The sequence below is a fragment of the Micromonospora sp. NPDC048986 genome (assembly GCF_040649335.1).
GTDB lineage: Bacteria > Actinomycetota > Actinomycetes > Mycobacteriales > Micromonosporaceae > Micromonospora > Micromonospora alfalfae.
In genome coordinates this window covers 44,691-64,289 of the sequence record NZ_JBEZFJ010000014.1, presented here as the reverse complement: position 1 = coordinate 64,289, position 19,599 = coordinate 44,691, and the positions used below count along the sequence as shown (strand labels likewise).

At 68.7% G+C, this 19,599-nt stretch carries 19 protein-coding genes; 6 read left to right on the top strand and 13 right to left on the bottom strand.

All coding sequences use genetic code 11. The annotated features are described in order from the left end of the window. Positions 1 to 42: 42 nt before the first annotated feature. Positions 43 to 246, bottom strand: a complete 204-nt coding sequence (locus tag AB0B94_RS25785) for a cold-shock protein (RefSeq protein ID WP_043326981.1) — start codon at positions 244 to 246, stop codon at positions 43 to 45. A gap of 531 nt (positions 247 to 777) precedes the next feature. Here AB0B94_RS25785 and AB0B94_RS25780 point away from each other — a divergent pair. The 3 genes from AB0B94_RS25780 (at position 778) to AB0B94_RS25770 (ending at position 3,900) form a co-directional block, all read left to right on the top strand. After that, positions 778 to 1,536, top strand: a complete 759-nt coding sequence (locus AB0B94_RS25780) for an SDR family oxidoreductase (RefSeq protein WP_357285460.1) — start codon at positions 778 to 780, stop codon at positions 1,534 to 1,536. A gap of 141 nt (positions 1,537 to 1,677) precedes the next feature. Beyond that, entirely contained in the window at positions 1,678 to 2,589 is a 912-nt protein-coding gene (locus tag AB0B94_RS25775) for an AraC family transcriptional regulator (RefSeq protein WP_357285457.1), read from the top strand. A 264-nt stretch (positions 2,590 to 2,853) separates the two neighbouring features. Beyond that, a complete protein-coding gene (locus AB0B94_RS25770) occupies positions 2,854 to 3,900 on the top strand; it encodes an acyl-CoA desaturase (protein ID WP_357285454.1) in 1,047 nt (348 codons plus the stop codon). Positions 3,901 to 3,947: 47 nt separating this feature from the next. Here the strand turns inward: AB0B94_RS25770 and AB0B94_RS25765 are convergent, their stop codons facing one another. Next, positions 3,948 to 5,447, bottom strand: a complete 1,500-nt coding sequence (locus AB0B94_RS25765) for a protein kinase (protein ID WP_357285853.1) — start codon at positions 5,445 to 5,447, stop codon at positions 3,948 to 3,950. A 312-nt stretch (positions 5,448 to 5,759) separates the two neighbouring features. On the opposite strand from AB0B94_RS25765, the gene AB0B94_RS25760 reads away from it, so the two are divergent. Next, a complete protein-coding gene (locus tag AB0B94_RS25760; protein ID WP_357285449.1) occupies positions 5,760 to 6,257 on the top strand; it encodes an LURP-one-related family protein in 498 nt (165 codons plus the stop codon). A gap of 86 nt (positions 6,258 to 6,343) precedes the next feature. Here AB0B94_RS25760 and AB0B94_RS25755 read toward each other — a convergent pair whose 3' ends face one another. Further along, on the bottom strand, positions 6,344 to 7,696 hold the full coding sequence (locus tag AB0B94_RS25755; protein ID WP_357285446.1) for an FAD-binding protein: 1,353 nt from the start codon (positions 7,694 to 7,696) through the stop codon (positions 6,344 to 6,346). Between the two features lie 47 nt (positions 7,697 to 7,743). On the opposite strand from AB0B94_RS25755, the gene AB0B94_RS25750 reads away from it, so the two are divergent. After that, a complete protein-coding gene (locus AB0B94_RS25750) occupies positions 7,744 to 9,168 on the top strand; it encodes a PLP-dependent aminotransferase family protein (RefSeq protein WP_357285442.1) in 1,425 nt (474 codons plus the stop codon). 326 nt (positions 9,169 to 9,494) lie between these two features. On the opposite strand, the gene AB0B94_RS25745 is transcribed toward AB0B94_RS25750, so the two are convergent. The 6 genes from AB0B94_RS25745 to AB0B94_RS25720 form a co-directional block, all read right to left on the bottom strand. Continuing rightward, entirely contained in the window at positions 9,495 to 10,685 is a 1,191-nt protein-coding gene (locus AB0B94_RS25745) for a glycosyl hydrolase (RefSeq protein ID WP_357285439.1), read from the bottom strand. A gap of 38 nt (positions 10,686 to 10,723) precedes the next feature. Further along, complete coding sequence (locus tag AB0B94_RS25740; protein WP_357285848.1) at positions 10,724 to 11,512, bottom strand: carbohydrate ABC transporter permease; 789 nt, start codon at positions 11,510 to 11,512, stop codon at positions 10,724 to 10,726. 95 nt (positions 11,513 to 11,607) lie between these two features. Then, positions 11,608 to 12,516: a sugar ABC transporter permease gene (locus tag AB0B94_RS25735; RefSeq protein ID WP_357285436.1), complete on the bottom strand. Its 909-nt coding sequence runs from the start codon at positions 12,514 to 12,516 to the stop codon at positions 11,608 to 11,610. Next, positions 12,516 to 13,940, bottom strand: coding sequence for an N-acetylglucosamine/diacetylchitobiose ABC transporter substrate-binding protein (gene ngcE, locus AB0B94_RS25730; protein WP_357285432.1), 1,425 nt, complete (start codon positions 13,938 to 13,940; stop codon positions 12,516 to 12,518). Before ngcE ends, AB0B94_RS25735 begins: the two co-directional genes overlap by 1 nt. Before the next feature lie 16 nt (positions 13,941 to 13,956). After that, on the bottom strand, positions 13,957 to 14,706 hold the full coding sequence (locus AB0B94_RS25725; protein ID WP_357285427.1) for an SIS domain-containing protein: 750 nt from the start codon (positions 14,704 to 14,706) through the stop codon (positions 13,957 to 13,959). Continuing rightward, a complete protein-coding gene (locus tag AB0B94_RS25720; RefSeq protein ID WP_357285424.1) occupies positions 14,703 to 15,620 on the bottom strand; it encodes a MurR/RpiR family transcriptional regulator in 918 nt (305 codons plus the stop codon). Before AB0B94_RS25720 ends, AB0B94_RS25725 begins: the two co-directional genes overlap by 4 nt. Before the next feature lie 96 nt (positions 15,621 to 15,716). Here AB0B94_RS25720 and AB0B94_RS25715 point away from each other — a divergent pair, with 96 nt between their 5' ends. Continuing rightward, a complete protein-coding gene (locus tag AB0B94_RS25715; RefSeq protein ID WP_357285421.1) occupies positions 15,717 to 16,646 on the top strand; it encodes a BadF/BadG/BcrA/BcrD ATPase family protein in 930 nt (309 codons plus the stop codon). 235 nt (positions 16,647 to 16,881) lie between these two features. Here the strand turns inward: AB0B94_RS25715 and AB0B94_RS25710 are convergent, their stop codons facing one another. From AB0B94_RS25710 to AB0B94_RS25695, 4 genes are all read right to left on the bottom strand, one after another. Beyond that, positions 16,882 to 17,940 carry an alpha/beta fold hydrolase gene (locus AB0B94_RS25710; protein ID WP_357285418.1) on the bottom strand — a complete coding sequence of 353 codons (1,059 nt, stop codon included), beginning with the start codon at positions 17,938 to 17,940 and terminating at the stop codon, positions 16,882 to 16,884. 14 nt (positions 17,941 to 17,954) lie between these two features. Continuing rightward, positions 17,955 to 18,308, bottom strand: coding sequence for a hypothetical protein (locus AB0B94_RS25705; protein WP_357285415.1), 354 nt, complete (start codon positions 18,306 to 18,308; stop codon positions 17,955 to 17,957). A 100-nt stretch (positions 18,309 to 18,408) separates the two neighbouring features. Continuing rightward, on the bottom strand, positions 18,409 to 18,873 hold the full coding sequence (locus AB0B94_RS25700) for a helix-turn-helix domain-containing protein (RefSeq protein WP_357285412.1): 465 nt from the start codon (positions 18,871 to 18,873) through the stop codon (positions 18,409 to 18,411). Between the two features lie 164 nt (positions 18,874 to 19,037). After that, the gene (locus AB0B94_RS25695; RefSeq protein ID WP_357285409.1) at positions 19,038 to 19,598 is read right to left on the bottom strand and encodes a hypothetical protein; all 561 of its coding nucleotides are present in this window, start codon (positions 19,596 to 19,598) and stop codon (positions 19,038 to 19,040) included. Position 19,599: the final 1 nt, after the last annotated feature.

Below are 19,599 nucleotides of genomic sequence, written 5' to 3'. Positions count from 1 at the left end.
GGCCCGGCTGAATCAGCCGGGCCGCCGTTCGCAGAGCGTGGATCAGAGCGGGCGGATGTTCTCCGCCTGCGGGCCCTTCTGGCCCTGGGTGACGTCGAACTCCACCTTCTGGTTCTCGTCAAGGCTGCGGAAGCCGCTCGCCGAGATTGCGGAGAAGTGGGCGAAGACGTCGGCGCCGCCGTCGTCCGGGCTGATGAAGCCGAAGCCCTTGTCGGCGTTGAACCACTTCACGGTACCTGTAGTCATGTCTGCTCCTCGCAGGCTGTCAGAGACCGCACTGTGCGGACCCTTACGCCGCCGCGTTGATCACCCGCGTCGAAACGACACGAAAAACGAAAAGCGCCTGGGTGGGTTTCGGATACCCATCAGGCGCTGGAAAACGTCTACGGAAATCAAAACTGCAACTCGGTTACCGTAGCAGACGATCCGTCGTCCGTCCCGTGTGGGGGAGTGGGGACCTGGTCACTGGTCTGCCTCATCGATGCCACACTGGCGCAACCGCGGCGCGAACGTCGACCAACCTGCGGCAGGATCGTGCTCGCCGTGGCCGCCATGCACGCTCCACGCAGCTGGGGAGGGCTGCCAGGGGCATCCTGGCGGCAAGGGTCGACGCTTCTTGCGCGGCGGGCAGTGGCGGGGTCGGCTGACGCGGCCCGTCCGAGAGGATTGGGCAAGAGGCGAAGAGGATCGCTCTTTTCGCGGGTCCGGCACAGCGGTCTTCTGGAAGGGACACATTCCCACGGGTTCCGACGAATCCTCAGGACCAGGAGGCACACAATGAAGGTAGCCGTCGTCACCGGTGCCAGCTCCGGCATCGGCCAGAGCGCCGCCCTGCAGATCGCCGGGCGCGGTACCGGCGTCATCCTGACCTACAGCTCCAACGAACAGGGCGCCAAGGACACCGTCGCGCGGATCGAGCAGCAGGGCGGCACTGCCGTGGCACTGCACCTGGATCTCGGCGATACGGCGGGATTCGCCATCTTCCGGGAGGCCGTTGCCGAGGTGCTGCGCGAAACCTTCCAGCGGCACTCCTTCGACCATCTTGTCAACAACGCCGGATTCGCCGGCATGGCGATGATCGAGGACACCCGCGAGGAGGAATTCGACCGGCTCACGGACGGCCTGTTCAAGGGGCCCTTCTTCCTCACCCAGGCCCTGCTGCCGCTCCTCGCCGACGGCGGCGCCATCGTCAACCTGACCAGCAACTCCACGCTGCCCCAGGTGACCGCGCCGGGATACTCCGTCTACGCCGCCCTCAAGGGCGCCGTGGCGGTGATCACCCGCTACATGGCCAAGGAGTTCGGTCCCCGCGGCATCCGCGTGAACTCGGTCGCACCGGGAGCCACCGTCACCCGCTTCGCTGACGACGCGTTCAGCAAGAACCCGGAGATCATCCCGGAACTGGCGAAGACCTTCACTCTCGGCCGCGTCGGCGAGCCCGACGACATCGGCATGGTCATCGCCGTGTTGGTCTCCGAGGAGGGCCGGTGGATCACCGCCCAGGACATCGAAGTTTCCGGAGGCCAGAACCTCTGAACCAACTCCTGCGGTGAGCGACACCGCCCCACGGCTCGTTGCGCGACGAGCCAGGACAGCCGCCCACGAGCCGCTCTGCCTGGTGGGGACACCGGTGTGCTCGATCCTGCCAGGTCAACGCCACGGTGTGGAGGTTTGTGCATGAATAGACCCGTGTCTGCCCTTGACGAAATGCGTGAGCTTCTCGACCGGCATGCGCGGCCCGACATGAGTACGCCGATCGAGGGCGTCAGGGTATGCAAGTTCAGCCATCCGAACGCGTCGGCGGCCGGGATGTCCGGGACCGTGCTCGCCGTCATCGCCCAGGGCGGCAAACGCCTCGCCCTGGGCGAGCACCTCTACGAGTATGGGCCCGGTGAGTATCTGATCGCCTCTGCCGACCTCCCCGTCACCGGCCATGTCCTGGACACCGGGCAGCCCACCCTCGGCTTCGGCATGACTCTCGCTCCCACTGCGCTTGCTGAACTCCTCCTGGACGCCGACCCCCGAGACCTGCCGCCCACCCCCCGCACCGCATCACCAGGCATTGCCGTCTCCACGGCCTCGCCCACACTGCTGGACGCCATCGTGCGCCTCCTGCGACTGCTGGAGCAGCCTGCAGACCGCAAGATCCTCGCCCCCATGGTCAAGCGGGAAATCCTCTGGCATCTCCTGCGAGGTGAGCAGGGGGCCGCCATCCGCCAGCTCGGTCTCGCCGACAGCGGACTGGCCCACATCAACCGCGCCGTACGTCAGATCCGGGAGAACTACGCCACCGCGTTCCGGGTGGAGGACCTGGCGGAGATCGCCGGCATGAGCGTGTCCGCGTTCCACCGCAACTTCCAGGCAGTCACCGGAATGAGCCCCATCCAGTTCCAGAAACGCATCCGCCTGCAAGAAGCCCGGCTCCTGCTCGCCAGCCACCCCTCAGACATCACCGGTGTGGGCCTCAGCGTCGGCTACGACAGCCCCTCCCAGTTCAGCCGTGAATACCGCCGCATGTTCGGCACACCGCCCAGCAAGGACACCCAACTCCGCACTCCGCCAGCAGAACTCTTCACCGCGCTGCCCTGATCCTGATCCTGTCGGGACCCTGGTGTTCCCGCTGTGCGCAGGCACGTCCGGGCTGCGTCCGGTCGGCAGGCATCCATGAAGCGAGTCGCACTCGCGTGCGGCGCATCGTGGGCTGGTTCCGGCGTGCGACAGGCGGCTTTGCGAAAGACTGAAGCCATCAGCGGCGGTTCGTTGATCGATTTCTGCAGGACCACGCCTGCACTGCGTGCCCCGATCACGACTGACGGCGGGGTCAGTGGAGCTGACTGGCGTGGCTGACGAGGAGTGGCGACGGTGAGTAATACAGATCTTGGCGCCCGCAGTGATCGGGGCAGTGATTACGCCGACCTGTCCCGCCTGGTCCGAGGCGCGGGTCTCCTCGACCGGCACCCCCGCCGCTACGCGGCGCGGGTGACAGTGGTGTTGGTCGGTCTCGCGCTGATGGGCGTCGTGTTCGTCCGCCTCGGGTCGTCGTGGTGGCAGACGGCAACCGCCGCCGGCGTCGCAATGCTGTTCGGGCAGATGGCCTTTCTCGGGCACGACGCCGGGCATCGGCAGATCCTCCGGTCCCGCCGGGCGAACGACGTGATCGGCTATGTCTGTGCAAACCTGGTGAACGGGATCAGTTACGGCTGGTGGGTCGACAAACACAATCGCCACCACGCGCATCCCAACACCGAGGGCCGCGACCCCGACCTCGTGGTGGCCCCGCTGTCCTTCACCCCCGGTCAGGCCGCGACGCAGCGCGGTCTGCGCGCGCTGTTCGTTCGGCATCAAGCGGCGCTGTTCTTCCCCCTGCTGATGGTGGAGGGTCTGCATCTGCACGCCGCGAGCGTCCGGGCGGTCGTCTTCCGCAGCGGTCTGCGGCACCGACGAGCGGAGGCCGGACTGCTCCTCCTGCACTCCGCCGGCTACCTCGCGGTCGTGTTCCTGGTCCTGAGCGTTCCGCAGGCGATCGTGTTCATCCTGGTCAATCAGGCACTCTTCGGCCTCTACCTGGGCAGCTCCTTCGCCCCGAACCACAAGGGGATGCCGATCCTGACCGGGACCGATGACCTCGACTATCTACGCCGTCAGGTCCTCACGTCTCGCAATGTGCGCGGGGGTCGGCTCCTCGACGCCCTACTCGGTGGGCTCAACTACCAGATCGAACATCACCTTTTTCCCAGCATGCCCCGGCCGAACCTGCGCCACGCCCAGCCACTGGTCCGCCAGTTCTGCGCCGAACATGGCATCGCCTACCACGAAACCACCCTGACCCGGTCCTGGGCCCAGGGGCTGGCACACCTGCGGACAGTCGGGGCCGGATCGGGCCGACCCGGCAACGACTGAAACCGTTCGCGCATTCTGGATCATGACGACCTGCGTCCGTCATCCGCTCACTGGCGGCTCTCCCTGATCTTCGGCAATGGCGTGCCGTCCTCGCACCGCGCCTTGATCTCGCTCTTGTTGCCTGCGGACAGCAGCACCACCTGGATCTCCTTGACCGGCCCGGAGTTGTAATCCTTGAGGCGGTAGCCGGGGGCAGGATCGACGTCCACAACGCGAATCTGATCGCCGGTGCAGAGCACAGTCACCACACCACCGAGTGCCCGAAGGGGCGTACCTGGCTTCGGGGAGGTCGGCGCCGGCGCGGCAGTGGACGGTCCCGTCAGATGCTCGGCACTGGGTGACGTTGTAGGGCCAGGGCCGGCCGAGGAACCGGCTCGGGCTGTCGCTTCAGCCGGCCCCGTCGCAGCGGTCACCGCGCGGCTCGGTAGTGAGACCGGTGCGGGCACCGCGGACGTTTGCCGGGGAGCAGGTACCTCAGTGACAGACACATCGAAGGCAGCGTCGGGCGGGGTGGCGCCGTCACGTGTGGCGACGTTGCCCGATCTGCCATCGGCAGGTACGAACTGGGGGAGCAGAAGCGAAATGATCCCTGCCGTCGCCAGGAGAACGGGGATCAACACGGCGTTGGGGATGCGGCGACGCCGACCGGGAGAGGGACCGGCGGTAGCCGGGGCAGACACGGGCGAGACGGATGCCGGCTGGGCCGCCTGTTTCACCCGCCGCTCGGCGTCCTCGGCCAGACCGTGCAGGGCCGTGGCCACCTCCGCCGCGTCCGGCCGATCAGCGGGATCCCTGGCGAGGCAACGGTCGAGGAGGTGGTGAACCTCCGGCGACACTCCCTCGATATCAGGCAGCGGCGCCGGATCGACGTACACGTGAGCAGTCAACATCTGCGTGGGGGTTTCCGCCGACCAAGGCAGCTCATTGGTCAGCGTTCGGTACAGCAGGAGTCCGAGCGCGTAGACGTCGGAGGCAGGCAGCACGGTGCCAGCGGCGAGCCGTTCGGGCGCGAGGTAGGCCGCGGTGCCCAAGAGCTGTCCGTCCGCCTCCAGCTCCGGCCGACCGACAGTGGTGGCGATACCGAAATCGACCACCTTCACACCGGCCGGTGTCAGCATCACGTTGGACGGCTTGATGTCGCGGTGCACCAGCTGACGTTCGTGCGCGGCGGCGAGCGCCTCGGCGACCTGCGCGCACGTCCGCATAGCGGTGACCGGCGGCAGCGGACCGGCGGCAAGTCGTTGGGACAGGGTCTGGCCGGGCAGCAGTTCCATCACCACATACGAGACCTGGCGGCCGGCGGCATCGGTGTGCTCGCCATAGTCGTACACACTCGTCACGTGCGGATGCCAGAGGCCCGCTGCGGACCTGGCCTCTGCCTGGACGCGTTGCCGTGCGCCTCGGGCGCCGGCCTGCGCGCCGGCCAGGACCTTGACTGCCACCCCACGTTCGAGGACGCGGTCCCACGCCCGCCAGACGACCGACATGCCGCCAGCGCCGAGACGGCTCTCGACCTGATACCTGCCGCCCAAGAGATCACCGACCATCACTGGGACAGCTTGCCAGAGTGGACTCGCGGTGGCATGGCGACCGAATTCGACACTTGTCAGATGCCGTCAGGGGCAGAGCGTTCGTCGCTTGACGGCCGTGGACTTAGTTGCGCGTGTGCGGCGTCTTCGTTCCGGGGTGGCGGCGGAGCAGCAGCTCAGGGGTGCCGCAGTGGGCCAGCTGCCACGCATGCACTGCTCGCGGGTCAGTTCCGCGCAGCGGCGCCCCGTGACTTCCCGGTCGGGGTGACCGAGGACGAGCGGGCAGTGCTCGGCCGGCACTTCGGTGTGCGGTGGGGGAGAATCGAAATCATGTTTGTCATCAAGGAGCGGTTCTTCTCGATCGGCGACGACTTCGACGTGCTCGACGAGCACGGCAGCAAGGTCTTCCATGTCGACGGCAAGGTGCTCAGCGTCCGCGACAAGGTCGTCATCGAGGACGCCGCCGGCCATGAGGTCGCCACGCTGCACCGGCACCTGGTGGCACTGCGCCCCACGTACGAGATCCGCATCGGCGGTGAGAAGGCCGCAGAGGTCCGCAAGAAGCTGCTTACGCCGTTCCGCGAAAAGTTCACCATCGACGTGCCGGGGCCTGACGACCTGGAGATGAAGGGTGACCTGCTCGACCACGAGTACGTGATCGAACGCGACGGCACCGAGGTGGCCTCGGTTTCCAAGCGGTGGCTGACCATCCGGGACACCTACGCGGTGCAGGTCACTGCCGGCGTCGACCCACTGCTCATCATCGGTAGCGTCCTCGCGCTCGACCTGGCCATGAACCGCGACAAGAAGAAGAGCGACGACGACTGACCCCTGCCGCAGCCGCATCGCTGAGGCTCGTCGCCGGGACGGTCTGACGCGATCCCACGCCGCGAACAGCCCGTGACCAGGCTGGGCTACTGGCTGTGGGGCCGGATGTTGTGGTTGAGGTGGAACACGTTGTGCGGGTCCCAGATCGTCTTGAGTGCGGAGAGCCTGGCGAGCTTGGCGGCCGGGTAGGCGCGGCGTACCCCACTTTGCCCCTCGTCGGCGGCGAGCGAGTTGACGTAGACGCCGTTGGCGTACGGGTCGAGGGCTGCTCCGGCACTGCGAGCCGCTGCCATCCGGATGTCGTCCTCGGATGGTGCGGTCCAGCGGGAGCCGGCGCCGAACTCGAACATGGTGCCGCGGTGGCTGAACGCCGCGTCGGCGTCCGCGACGTCGGCGATGGCGCCGCCGTGCGCCTGGAGGCCGACGCTGGCCAGGTGGGCGCCGGTGTGCAGGTCCGACGCGCCGCGCAGCAGGAACGCCTCGATCGCGGCAGTGGGGAAGCGCCGCAGGTAGTGCGCACTGGAGTACCGGCGGTAAGCGTGGCCGCCGACGGAGTCGTCGCGTTGCTGCAATTGAAGGTATGTGGGGGTGGTGACCCGCTCGGCGAGCGGGCGTCCGAGCGCGCGCATCGCCGGCAGCAGCCGGTGACCCTGTGCCGGGTCGCCGACCCATACGAAGCCGACGGTGGCGACAGGGCCGGTGGCAGTGCTCTGGACGTCGGCGGTGAAGGTCGCCTGCCGCGGCGCGACGGTGTTGAGGTCCCGCCAGCCTTCGAGCACCGGTACGGCGTCCTCGGCGCGGAAGTCGAACTCGGCGACCAGGGTCTGCGTTCCGGTGTGGTGCAGGTGAAATTCGAAGTCGGTGACGATGCCGAAGTTGCCGCCCCCGCCGCGTAGGCCCCAGTAGAGGTCGGGGTTCTCGGTCCGGCTCGCTGTCGCCACCTCCCCGTCCGCGGTGACCATCGTGTAGGAGATGACGTTGTCGCAGGCCAACCCGTGTTGGCGGGCGAGCCAGCCCATGCCGCCGCCGAGGGTCAGGCCGCCGACACCGGTGTGCGAGACGTTGCCGGCAGTCGTGGCGAGGCCGTATGGCTGCGACGCCCGATCGAGTACGTCGAGTAGTGCGCCGCCCTGGACCCGGGCGCGTCGCCGAATCGGGTCGACCCGAACACCGTTCAACGGGGTCAGGTCGATCATCAGGCCGTTCGCGGGGACGGCGTGGCCGGCCACGTTGTGCCCGCCGCAGCGCACCCCGATCTCCAGGTCGAGTTCGCGGGCCAGGCGCACCGCGGCCACCACGTCGGCGACGCTGGCGGCCTGCACGATCATCCGCGGACGACGGTCAATCATGGCGTTCCAGACGGTGCGGGCCGTGTCGTAACCGGGACTACCCGCCGTGAGGACGCGGCCGTCGAAGTGGGGGTTGGTAGTTGTCGTCATGCGTCTGAGCCTGACGGAAATCGGTACACCCGTTAAGGTCCGATTCCATGGCCCGAACCAGGACCAATTCGAGCACGGCGGAGGACCTGCTCATCCATGTCGACCGGTCCGCTGCCGAACCGCTGCACCGGCAGATCGCCGCCTCGATTCGGGGCAGCATCCGGGCCGGTCGGTTGCGCCTCGGGACGTCCCTGCCGCCCACCCGCACCGTCGCAACCGATCTGGGAGTCTCGCGCGGCGTCGTGGTCGAGGCCTACCAGCAACTCGTCGCCGAGGGCTACCTCACCAGCCGGGCGGGCGGCTACACCCAGGTCGCGGTCGAGCTGGTTCCTCCCTCGGCGGGTCGGCGCGGCGGGGATCGGCCAGCGGCCCGGATCGACTTCGGGTACGGCCGGACCGACGTGTCGTCATTCCCTCGGGCCGCCTGGCTGCGTTCGGTGCGAACGGTCCTCACCAGCACGCCGAACGAACGCTTCGCCTACCTCGACGGGCGTGGCGTACCCGAACTGCACGCAGCCCTGATCGACTATCTCAACCGGGTCCGCGGCACATCGGCCCGCCCGGAGAACGTCGTGATCTGCAGTGGCTACGGCCAAGGCGTCGCGCTGACACTTCAGGTGCTCGCGGCGCGCGGCGCCCGCAGGGTGGCAGTCGAGGACCCATCCGCTGACGACGACGCCCGCCTCGCCGCGGCCGCCCTCGGCCTGGACGTGATCGGCGTCCCGGTCGGGGCGGACGGCATCGTCGTCGAGAAGCTCGAACGGACCGACGCGGACGCCGTCGTGCTGACGCCCTCACACCAGTGGCCCACCGGCGGCGTCCTGTCCGCCACCGCGCGGGCCCGGGTCATCGGCTGGGCGCAGCGCCGCGGGGCCGTGGTCATCGAGGACGACTACGACGCGGAGTACCGCTACGACCGCTCGCCCGTCGGCGCCATGCAGGGGCTGGCACCCGACTCCGTCGTCTACTGCGGAACCGCGAGCAAGACCCTGGCGCCGGGGCTGCGTCTCGGGTGGCTGCTGACGCCGTCACATCTGGTCGACGACATCACCGCGGCCAAGGTGCGGGCCGACCGCGGCTCGCCCGTCATCGACCAACTGACCTTCGCCGACTTCCTCACCCGCGGCGAATTCGACAGGCACCTACGGCGCATGCGCCCGGTCTACCGCCGCCGCCGCGACGCACTCCTGGCCGCGCTGCGCGCGCGGTTGCCCGAGTTGGAACCGGTCGGTGTCGCGGCGGGACAACACGTCGTCACCTGGATCCCGCACGACCTCGACGAGGCTTCAATTGTGGCTGCCGCCGCCCGGCGCGGGCTGGTCGTGCAGGGCGTCTCCCGGTACCGACTGAGCCCCGCCGGACCCGGCGGGCTGATCTTCGGCTACGCGACTCTCACCGAACGCTTGATCACCGACGGAGTGGAAGCCCTTGCCGACGCGGTCGCAGAGGTCCGTGCGCAGATCTGCCGGTGACGGTGCCCAGACTGCTAGTTGGTCTGAGCGCTTGGACAATCTCCGCGGTGGGGACGGGGCAGCCCGTGATCGCTTCGTCGCGGTCGATCTCACCTGCGATGGGTGGTTCCTGTTGGGGCGAGGGTCGGTCGGGGCACTGTGGACCGGCGCGCATTCCCCGGATGATCTCGCCCCGGCCACCGAGGCATACCACGCGGGGCTGCTCCCTTGGGGGAAGTCCACAGTGTCTGCGGTCTGACCGTGGGCTTTGTGCCTGGTGCCGAACGCCCAACGGCCGCTCGCCGTGCTTGGCGAGCGGTCGTCGGTACCTTCGTTTCAGATGCCGCTCAACAGCGGCCCAGGTCCTCCCACTGCTGGGTCCAGCCTGGCTCGGATCCCTGCGTCCAGTGCCGGGCCCGCCACAGGTGCTTGCCGTCACCCGACGACGGACCGCTCGGATCGCCGTACTTGCTCTTCTCGTGCTTCACGGTCTGGCCGCCGGTGTAGACGGTGCCGAAGGCCCACTCCGGTGCGGTGGAGCAATTGCCGGCTGGCGGCGGCGTGGTGGGTGGTGTGGTGGGCGGGGTCGTCGGCGGCGTGGTCGGTGGGTTCGTCGGGTTTGAGCAGGTGCCCGTCGTGGCGACAGTGTCCGCGAACGTGCTGCCCGCCGACCGGTACGCCGTCGTCTTCGACGTGACCTGCGCCGGGGTCAGGACCTGGTTCTTCGCGAACAACACCCAGTCGACCTGTTGGATGTAGGTGCTCAGCCCACCGGTGTGGGCCGCGGTGTCGATGAACCAGAGATTCCAGTTGATCGTCATGGTCTGCCGCGGGTAGAACTTGCCCGAGTGGTCGCCCACCTGGACGCCGTCGATGTAGTAGATGACGTGTCCGTTCGCGACGGTTGCCACCAGGTCGTGCCAGCCGTTGAGACTGCTGCGCTGCTCCGAGTGCATGTTGTCCGCGTACCAGGGGTCGTTGCGGTAGGTGTACCAGGTGGTCTGGTAGTTGATCGGGCCGGTCTCGCCCCACCCTCCGTTGGGCAGGTATTCGGAGATGTCCAGCTCGCTGTAGGTCGGGTCGAGGTCACCGTTCAACGGACTGATCGTGAAGAACGTCTGGTTGATGTGGTCGCCGTCGTTCCCACTGGTGGGGGTGTCGGTGAAGCGCACCCGGCTGGCGTACGTGCCCTCGAGGTAGCGCTTCTGGGTGCTGTAGAGCTCCGCCTGGTTGGTGCCGGCGCCGGTGCCGTCGGTCGAGGCGGTGAGCTGCATGACCTTCTGGCCGCTGACGGTGGGGAAGGTGATGCTGTTCGGTGACCAGGTTGCCCCGGGCACGCCCGGACCGCCGGAGTAGCTGCGCGGGGTCCAGCCGTGCGCGGTCAAGGAGTTGTCGCTCGACGATGTGTAGGAGAAGTCGTCGAACAGGTAGCCGCATTCGGCGGCGGAGGCATTCGGTGCGCTGGCGAACACTGCCAGCGTGCCGAGCAGGGCCGCTACTCCCGCGAACCCTATTGATCTACGTTTGTCGATGGACATGAGCCGGGTCCTCCGATGGGTGGGGGTGGAAAGGGGACCTACTTGACCGCGCCGGCGGTCATACCGGCGCGGATGTGCCGTTGGAACGCGACGTAGGCGACGAGCACCGGCAGCATGGCGATGGTCAAACCGGCGAACAGGCCGCTCCAGTCGCTGCGATACCCCTGGCTGACCGACAGGGCGGCCAGACCCTGTGCCAGGACGTACCGGTCCGGGTCGGGATTGAGAACCAGTGGCAGCAGGTACTGGTTCCAGAGCCCGAGGAAATTGAAGATGCCGACCGCCACCAGGCCCGGCCGGGCCATCGGCAGCATCACGCGGAAGAAGACCCCGCCGTGCGAGCATCCGTCGATGAACGCCGCCTCCGCCACCTCGCCGGGCAGCGTGCGGAAGAACGCGTGCAGGAAGAAGACCGTGAAGGGTACGGCGTACGCCGCGTAGACCAGGATCAGACCGTGGTACGTGCCCAGCAGGCCCAGCTGCTGGACGACGAAGAACAGTGGCACCAGTGCCAGGAACACGGGGAAGAACATCGCCGCGACGAAGGTGTAGTAGATGAACCGGTTGCCGCGGAACTCGTAGCGCGCCAGGGCATAGGCGACCAGTGCGCCCAGCAGCATGGTCAGCACCAGCGCGCCACCCACGACGACGACGCTGTTGAGGAAGTAGCGACCGATGCTGGCCTGCGTCCACGCCCGGGACCAGTTGTCGAACTGCGGTGCGGCGGGCAGTGACCACGGTTCGTTGAGGATCTCGTCGTCGGTCTTGAAGGAACTGATCACCGCCCAGAGCAACGGGAGCGCGGTGACCACGGCCCAGGCCAGCATGGCGAGGTGCACCGGGAAAGCGGTTCCGGGGCGCCGACCGCGACGTACCGGGGAGGGCCGGGCCGCGACCGCCGCCGCTCGCTCACCTGTCACGGTCATGCCAGCTCCAGCCTCTCCTTGCGGCCCGACCGCAGGGCCAGCACGGCCAGGGTCAGCGTGGCGAAGAACAGGGCGACCCCCATGGCTGAGGCGTAGCCGAACTTTCCGTACTGGAAGGCGTTGCGATAGAGCGACAGCCCGATCACCTCGGTCGCGCCATCCGGTCCGCCGGGCCCGACGGTCATCACCTGCACGACGGCGAAGGCGTCCAGCGCGGCTATGCCGAGGTACACGAACGCGACGTGCACGCTCTCTCGCACCAGCGGAAGTGTCACAGTGCGGAAGGTCGCCCAGCCGCCGGCTCCGTCGAGCAACGCCGCTTCGAACAGTTCCCGCGGAATGCTGTCGATCGCCGCGCTGAACAGCACCACGTAGAAGCCCACCGACGACCAGATCAGGACCGCCATCACCGCGATCAGCGCCAGGGACGGCGACGCGAGCCAACTCCGGGTCAACCCGTCCAGGCCGACCGAGCGCAGCGCACCGTTCAGCAGCCCGCTGTTGGGGTTGTAGACGAATCCCCACAGCACCGCGATGACCACCAGCGACAACAACTGCGGAAAGAAATAGACGATCTGATACGCGCCGGAGCCCGCGATCCCCCGTCGTCCACCGCGGCCGCCGAGGTGCATCACGCTCGCCAGGAACAAACCGATGCCGATGGTCACCAGTGGCACCACGACCAGCATCACCGCGTTGTTCCGGACCGCTTGCAGGAAGAGGGAGTCGCCGCCGAGGCGGGCGTAGTTGCCCGCCCCGACGAAACGCGCCTCGCCGGCCACGCCGGTCCAGTCGGTCAGCGACAGGTAGAAGGCCTGCGTGTACGGCGACAGCACGAACACGGCGTGCAGCACCAGCGCGGGCAGCAGCGCGCCGGCCAGAAACCGCCACCGACCGTGTCTCATCAGCGGGTGTACTTCTTCACAGTGGAGTCCTTGGCCAGCCCGTCGGCTGCCTTCTGGATCCGGTCCGACCACTGCCCGGCGGTGATCCGCCTGTTCACCAATTCGCCGGTGGCGTCGTCGACGGCCTTGGCCAGTGGGGCGTACCAGGTACGGAAGCGGTAGGTGAAGGTCTCGGTCCCGGCCGCCTGGACCACGTCGCGCACTGAACCGAGGCCGCTGCTCAGCGTGAGGCCGTCGGTGGCCCCGGCCACGGCGGGCAGGGTTCCGGCGGTCTCGGCGAATGCCTTCGCTGACTGCTTGGAGAACAGGATCCGTAGGTACTCCATACCGCCAGCGGGATTCTTGGCCTTCGCCGGCACCAGGAACGATTCGCTGCTCGCCGCCTGCACCGCGGTGTGCTTCAGGGCGTCTGCGGCCGTCAGCGCGGGCACCGGGGCCATGACCATGTCGAAATTCGCGGGCGTGACACCCTTCTGCTCACTCTCCAGCCAGGACCCGCAAGGGATGATCGCTGCCTTACCCTGCGACCACGCGGCCTGCGCTTCGGTGTGCGACAGCGCCTCGGAGCCGGGCATGAGGTAGCCCTTGGCGGCCAGCTCGGCGAACGCCTCGGCGGCGCCGATCAGCCCCGGCGCCTTCCATGCGTTCGGCTCCAGGTTGTCGACGGCCTTGATCAGCGCTGGTCCGCCGGTCTTGGCGGCCATCCCCAGCAGCGGGTCGTTGATGTACTCCGGGTACTTGCCCTGGTAGGTCCAGGGCGCGATGCCGGCCGCCTTGATGGTCGCGCAGAGCGCGAGCATGTCGTCCCAGGTCGTCGGGAAGGTCCAGCCCTTCGCCGCGAAGAGCGGCTTGGAATACCAGAGACCCCAGACGGTGTAGGTGAAGTTGATCGTCAGCGGGACCGCGTCGAACGTGCCGTCGTCGACCACGCCGGGCAGCAGCGTGTCACGCACCGTCCTGCCCGGGTCGTCGAAGGCGGGAGCGTCGAGCAGTTCGCTGAGATCACTGACCTGCTTGGCGGAGACCAACGTCGCGATATCGAGGCGGCTGGCACCGGTGTTGTCCACGACGTCCGGCGGGGTGTTCGCAACGAATCGAGGCTGCAACGCCTCGCCGATCTTCTGAATGCCCTGATGGTCGATCTTCGCGCTCGCGTACTTTTGGGTGTAGAGCGTCCCGGCGCGCTTGGCGTACTCGTCGCCGTAAGCGCCCTTGAAGATCACGACCTCGAGCGGCGCGTCCGCCTTGACGCCCAGCGGGTTGTCGGCGCTCTTGGCGCCGGTGTTTCCCGCGGCGCGGTCCTCGTCCCCGCTACCACCGGTCACGCAGGCGCTCAGCAGGGGCAGTGTGACACCGGCGGTCACCGCCGCGCGCAGCACGGTTCGTCTTGTGGGGTACGGTCCGGACAGGGGTGAAGGGTTCATCAGCTGGGCCTTTTCCCTATGCGGTACGCCGGATGCGCCCGGCGTACCGCGCTTCGATGAGTTTGTTGTGCTCCCGCCCGCCCGGCACGTTGTCGGACAGATAGACCGGCGGGGTGACGTTGAGCGCCAACAGCCGTGCCACCACCTCGGTGACGATCTGCTGGGCAAGCAGTGCTGCGGTGATCGACGAGACGGCCCCGACCGCACCGTCGCCGTAGTCGAGGGACGCGTCGCCGTACGGTGCGCCGTTGTCGAGCACGACGTCGGCGAGGTCGGCGAGTTTGAGACCGCTGTCGTGCCGCGACTCGACCCGGGCGGAGTGCTCGACCGAGGTGATCGCGATCAGCGGGTGTCCGTGCTGTTTCACCAGGTGTGCCATTTCCACGACCGCGCCGTTGACGCCGGAGTTCGAGGCGATGACGAACGCGTCGTCGGGCTTGATCGGGGCGAGCGCGTAGAGGCGGTGGGCGACATCGGGCGTGCGCTCGAGTTGCGGGTCCCCGAGCACGTTCGTCGGCTCGCCGCCGTACAGGACGATGTCGCGAAGGGCGATCTTGTTGGTGGGCACGAGGCCGCCGGCCCGACCGGCGATCTCCATGGCGAGTGCCTCGGAGTGTCCGCAGCCGAACGCCTGGATCACCCCACCGCCCTGCAGTGTCGCGGTCAGCAGATCGGCGGCCCGTGCCACCCGGTCACCCTGGGTGGTCCCGACACGCTCGATCGCCTTGGCGATGACCTCGACATAGTCCGCGCTTGTGATCGTCACAGCGGCCTTTCCTTCCGTGCTCGCTTGCGGTTCGCATTGGTGTCCGGCATCCGGTGTGCGTCGACGGCCCGCACGGTGAGTTCGAGAGCTTCCGTGGTGCGCTCGTAGGTGCGCTGTGCGACGGCGACGTAGATGAGGTCGAGGATCAGCAACTGCGAGTGCAGCGCGGAGAGCGCTGCGAGCCGGAACGTGGTCTCGTGCACCGAGGTGGTGAAGACGACGTCGGCGACCTCGGCCAGGGGGGAGCGGGCGTACGAGGTGACCGCCACGGTCAGCGCGCCATGATCGGCGGCCTCGGCCAGCATCTCGATCGCCTCTCGGGTCCGACCTGAGTGCGACAGGCTGATCGCGACGTCGCCCGGCCCGAGCAGTGCGGCGTTCGTGAGGGCGGTGTGCGTGTCGGCGCGGTACCGCACCGGAACGCGGATGCGCTCGAGCCGGAACGCCATCTCGCTGCCGGCGGTGCCGCTGCTGCCGAGCCCGAAGATCTCCACTCGGCCGGCGGCGGCGATAGCGGCGGCCACCCGTTCGACCGCGGCCGTGTCCAGGCCGGATGCGGTCGCCTGGATGGCCCGGGTGTCCGCGGCGGTGATCACGTCGAGGACTCCGCCGATCGGGTCCTCCGGCGCGATGTCCCCGGAGATGTCGGTTTCCCAGCGTGCCTGCTCGGCGCGCCCGGTCTCGGTCGCGACGGCCACGCGCAGGTTGGCGTACCCCTTGAAGCCGAGTGCCCGGCTGAAGCGGGTGACCGTCGCGGTGGAGGTCCCGGATCGCTCGGCCAGGTCGACGATGCTGGCGTGCGCCGCCGTCTCCGGATCGTCGAGGATGGCCTCGGCGATCTTCGCCAGGGCCTCCGGCATGGTCGGCCCCTCCATCCGGAGCCGCACCAGCAGCCCACCACTCTCACCCGTCACTGCTGATCATCCTTTTCATCGATTAGCTATGAGCATGAAAATTACGACCACATCGATGTCTAGTCAATAGAAAATTTCTATGCTTCGATTTCGCGCATGGTTCTGGTACTGGGTGTAGACGCCGGCGGTACGGCGTCCCGGGCGGTCGTGGCGACCCGGGACGGCACCGTGGTGGGGCGCGGCGCGGCGGGTCCGGGCAACCCGACGGCTGCGGGGACGGCAGCCGCTCACTCGATCGGCGCGGCGGTGCGCGAGGCCCTGGAGAAGCACGACCCAGCATCCGTGCGCAGCGGCGTCGCAGGCATCGCCGGCGCGGGTGTCATGGCGGATCCAGAGATCACGGCCGCCTTCACCGTCGAGTGGGCCCAATGTGGACTGACCTGCCCGATCAACCTGGTCGGCGACGCGGTGACAGCCTTCGCGGCAGGCACGTCGGCGCCCTCGGGCGCGGTGCTCATCGCCGGCACCGGCGCGGTCGCCGCCCGGATCGACGACTGGCGCGTCAGCCGCACTGTCGACGGCCTCGGTTGGCTGCTGGGAGACGAAGGCTCGGGCATGTGGCTGGGCCTTCAGGCGGTACGTTCGATCGCCCGGGCCTGGTCGGGCCCGACAGCGGACACCGGGTTGGCGGCCACGATCGCGGCGCGGGCCGGCGTGAGCACCTGCGACGAACTCGTGCAGTGGGCCGGCCGCCAGCATCCCGCGGCATTCGCCGCGCTGGCACCCCTGGTCTGCGCCGGCGCCACAGCCGGCGATGCCCTCGCCGGGCGTCTGACCACCGAGGCCGCTGCTCGACTGGTCGCCACGCTCAACGAGTTGGGCCCACCGGATGGCCCCGTCGTGCTCGCCGGCAGCCTGCTGACCAACAGCACGCCCGTGCGAACGGCGGTCCTGGCCACCCTTGCCGTCCCGGCCGCAACCGCCGCAGACCCGGCGATGGGTGCCGCGTGGCTGGCACTACGTCAGATCACCGACCAGAAGGAGGCGACGCGCCTGCACCGTCGCATGCTCCGACCCGATCGCTAAGCGTCAGTGCTGAGCCTGAGCCGATCGGCACCCCGTGATGATCTCGCGGGGCGATGCACGTGTGCGCCCCGACCGTGTGGCGGGTGGCCCTGCAGATCATCCAGACGTACCTCGTGACTTCCGGCAGTGGCCCGCAGCCGCCCGTCGGCGCGGCTGCGGGCGTCGAGGTCGGGGCGCTCTTCCGGTGTCCGGCCAGGACCCACCGGTGGCGTGGAATGGAGGTCTCGCGCCCGCCCTACCTGGCGCCGTGCCTGATGAGCTGACGAAGTGCACCGAGTGTCGCCGGGGCGAGCACGTTCGGGCTCGCGGGGTCGGTCAGATCGTGGGCAACGCCGGACAGCACGAATCGGCCCGGCCCGCTGGTGTGCGCCCGTTGCAGCGCTACTGCCAGCGGCGTGGTCATGTGGCACGGGACCTGTGGGTCGATGGTTCCGCAGGTGAGCAGGACAGGAGTCCGACGGGGTAGCTGGTACGCGACGGCAACAGGGTCGATGGCGTCGATGGTTTCCACGTAGCGCCTGCTGGGGCCGTCGAGGGCACGGAAGAGATCGGCGAGCGCGGGCGGCATGGCGCTGGTGTCGGGTGGGCGGTGCGCCCGGAAATCGGCAACGGCCCGGTCGACAGCGCGCGAGAGGGTGAGTTGCTCCTGCCGGCTCAGCTGGCCCGCGGCGACGGCAGCGGCGAGCTGGTCGTGCAACTGCTGCGCGAGCACGTCGAGGAACCGTTTCGCCAGGGGTTGCAACAGCCCGACTCCGGCCGTACGAGGTTCGGCGGCGACCGCGACCAGCAGCGCCGTCAGCGCACCTTCGCTGTGCCCGATCAGGCGTACCGCTCGCCGGTTGACCTCGGGTTGGCCGGCGAGCAGCCGGTACGCGGCAGCGGCTTGGCGGACGAAGGCGGGATGGTCGAGCGTCTCGGGCCTCGCGGCGTAGGCGCCCAGCCCGGTCCGGCCCGTGCCGTACTTGTCGAAGCGCAGGCTGACGACGCCGTTGTGCGCCAGCGCTCCGGCGAGTTTGGCGAGGGTGTGTGGGGTGAGCGCGGGCGGCTGGTCACCGTTGCGGTCGGTGGGACCGCTGCCGGGCAGCAACAACACGGCAGGCATCGTCTGCCCCCGGCGGTGGGCGGGGATGTGCAGGGTGCCGTACGCGGTGGTCCCGTCCACAGTGAAGGTGATCTCGCGGTCCGTGGCAGGCGTGGTCGGCATGGCCTGCACGGCGGTGGCGGGGAGAGCCCCTGCGGCGATGGTTCCCAGCATGACGGTACCGACAGTGATCCGGCGGACGGTTCGTGGCATCCGACCGACGGAGATCATCGCGGGACCGCCTGCTCGATCAGGGCGACAGTGGCGGCTGGGTCGGCGACCTCCACGACCAGACGGGCATAGCGCTCGTCGGCGAGTTCGATGACGACGGCGCGGGCGCCGTCACGAATGTTCCAGAAGACGCGCTCACCGTCCTGATGGAAGGTGCCGGCCGTGATCACACCGGGCACACTCGTCCCTGGTGCGCGCAGGCCCTTCGGCTCGGCGGCGGTACCCGGGTCGGCGGTGGCGCCGCGGACGTTGGCCAACGGAATCACCAAACGGCTCTTGAGCGACCACAACCTGTCCATACCTTCGATCTCCACGACGAGATCGTCGCCGTCGACGCGCACAGTGGCCATGACAACCGTCCTTTCGTCAGCCCGGCGGCACCGGCCGTCGGGCATGGTGGGGCACCGGCGCGAGCGTCGCCGGGCGAGGTGGTCGGGTACGGGAGTGGGGTTACGAAGGGCCGGCCGACGCCGTAGCGGCACGGGCCCGCAGCCGCTCGCCCAGCAGCGCGTTCAACGCAGTCGAGGCAGAGGGGTCGGCGGGGGTCGCCGGTGCTCGCCGCAGGGCCTGGTCAAGCGCCAGCCACGCCTTGGCCACCAGGGCTGCCACCTCGACGTCACTGGGGGCGCGTTCGACAGCGGCCAACAACAGCAGATCGAGGGCGGGGTCGTCGGCGACCGCCGCGCCAGCGGCGAGTTGCTCGGTCAGCGACGGCAGCCGGTGCTCGAGGTGCCACCGCAGAGCGGCGAGATAGAGACCCCGCTTGCTGCCGAAGGTCTTGTACAGACTGTTGCGGTGCACCCCCAGTTGTTGGACGAGATCGTCGACTGACACCCCGTCGTAGGCCCGGCCGGCGAACAACTCCGCTGCCGCTGCGGTCACGGCTTGTTCGTCGAAACCCCGCGGGCGGCCCATGTCCAGGAACACTAGCGATTGAGGAATGATCAGTCAAGAACGATCGTTCCTAATCTCGCTGGACCGAGCCGTCCGGGGTCGCCGCCGGCCCGATTCGATGTTCGGTCGGGTGGGACGACTGCGGGGCCGGCGCACGAGCGCCGGCCCCGCAGTGGTCTACCCGCTCAGGCGCGGAAGTAGCTGCACTGGAAGGCGAAGTCGTCGACCCGCACGGCACCGCTGCCACCGAGCAGGGACACCCGGACGAACACCTGGTTCGGACCGTTCGCGTAGCTGGCCAGATCATGCCGTCGCCACGTGGTGTCGGTGATCCGGACGGTACGCAGCGCAAGGTAGGTCCAGCTCGCCGGATCGATCACCTCGACGTTGAGCACCGCCGGCCCGCTGACTGCCCGGACGAAGAACCCGCCGCCGCAGGTGGTGGAGTGCCCGGCGGTACGCGGCGCCACTGTGAGCAGCTTGCCCACCCCGGACCAGCCACCGGTCGAGGTAGTGAGAATGGCGTTGTTCGAACCGGACCGGGCCGTTCCGGTGCCCAGCTCGAAGGCTCCGCTCCCGGCCCCGGAACGGTGGAACTCCCACACCGCTGCCGGGTTCCCCTCGAACCCGTCGGTGTGCTGCCAGAGGTCCGCCTGAGCGGGGCCGACGGCCACTGTCAGGGCCACTGCCGTGGCCGTGACGGCCGCGGCGGTGAGGCGTACGGCTCTGGTGAATGCGGTTCTCATC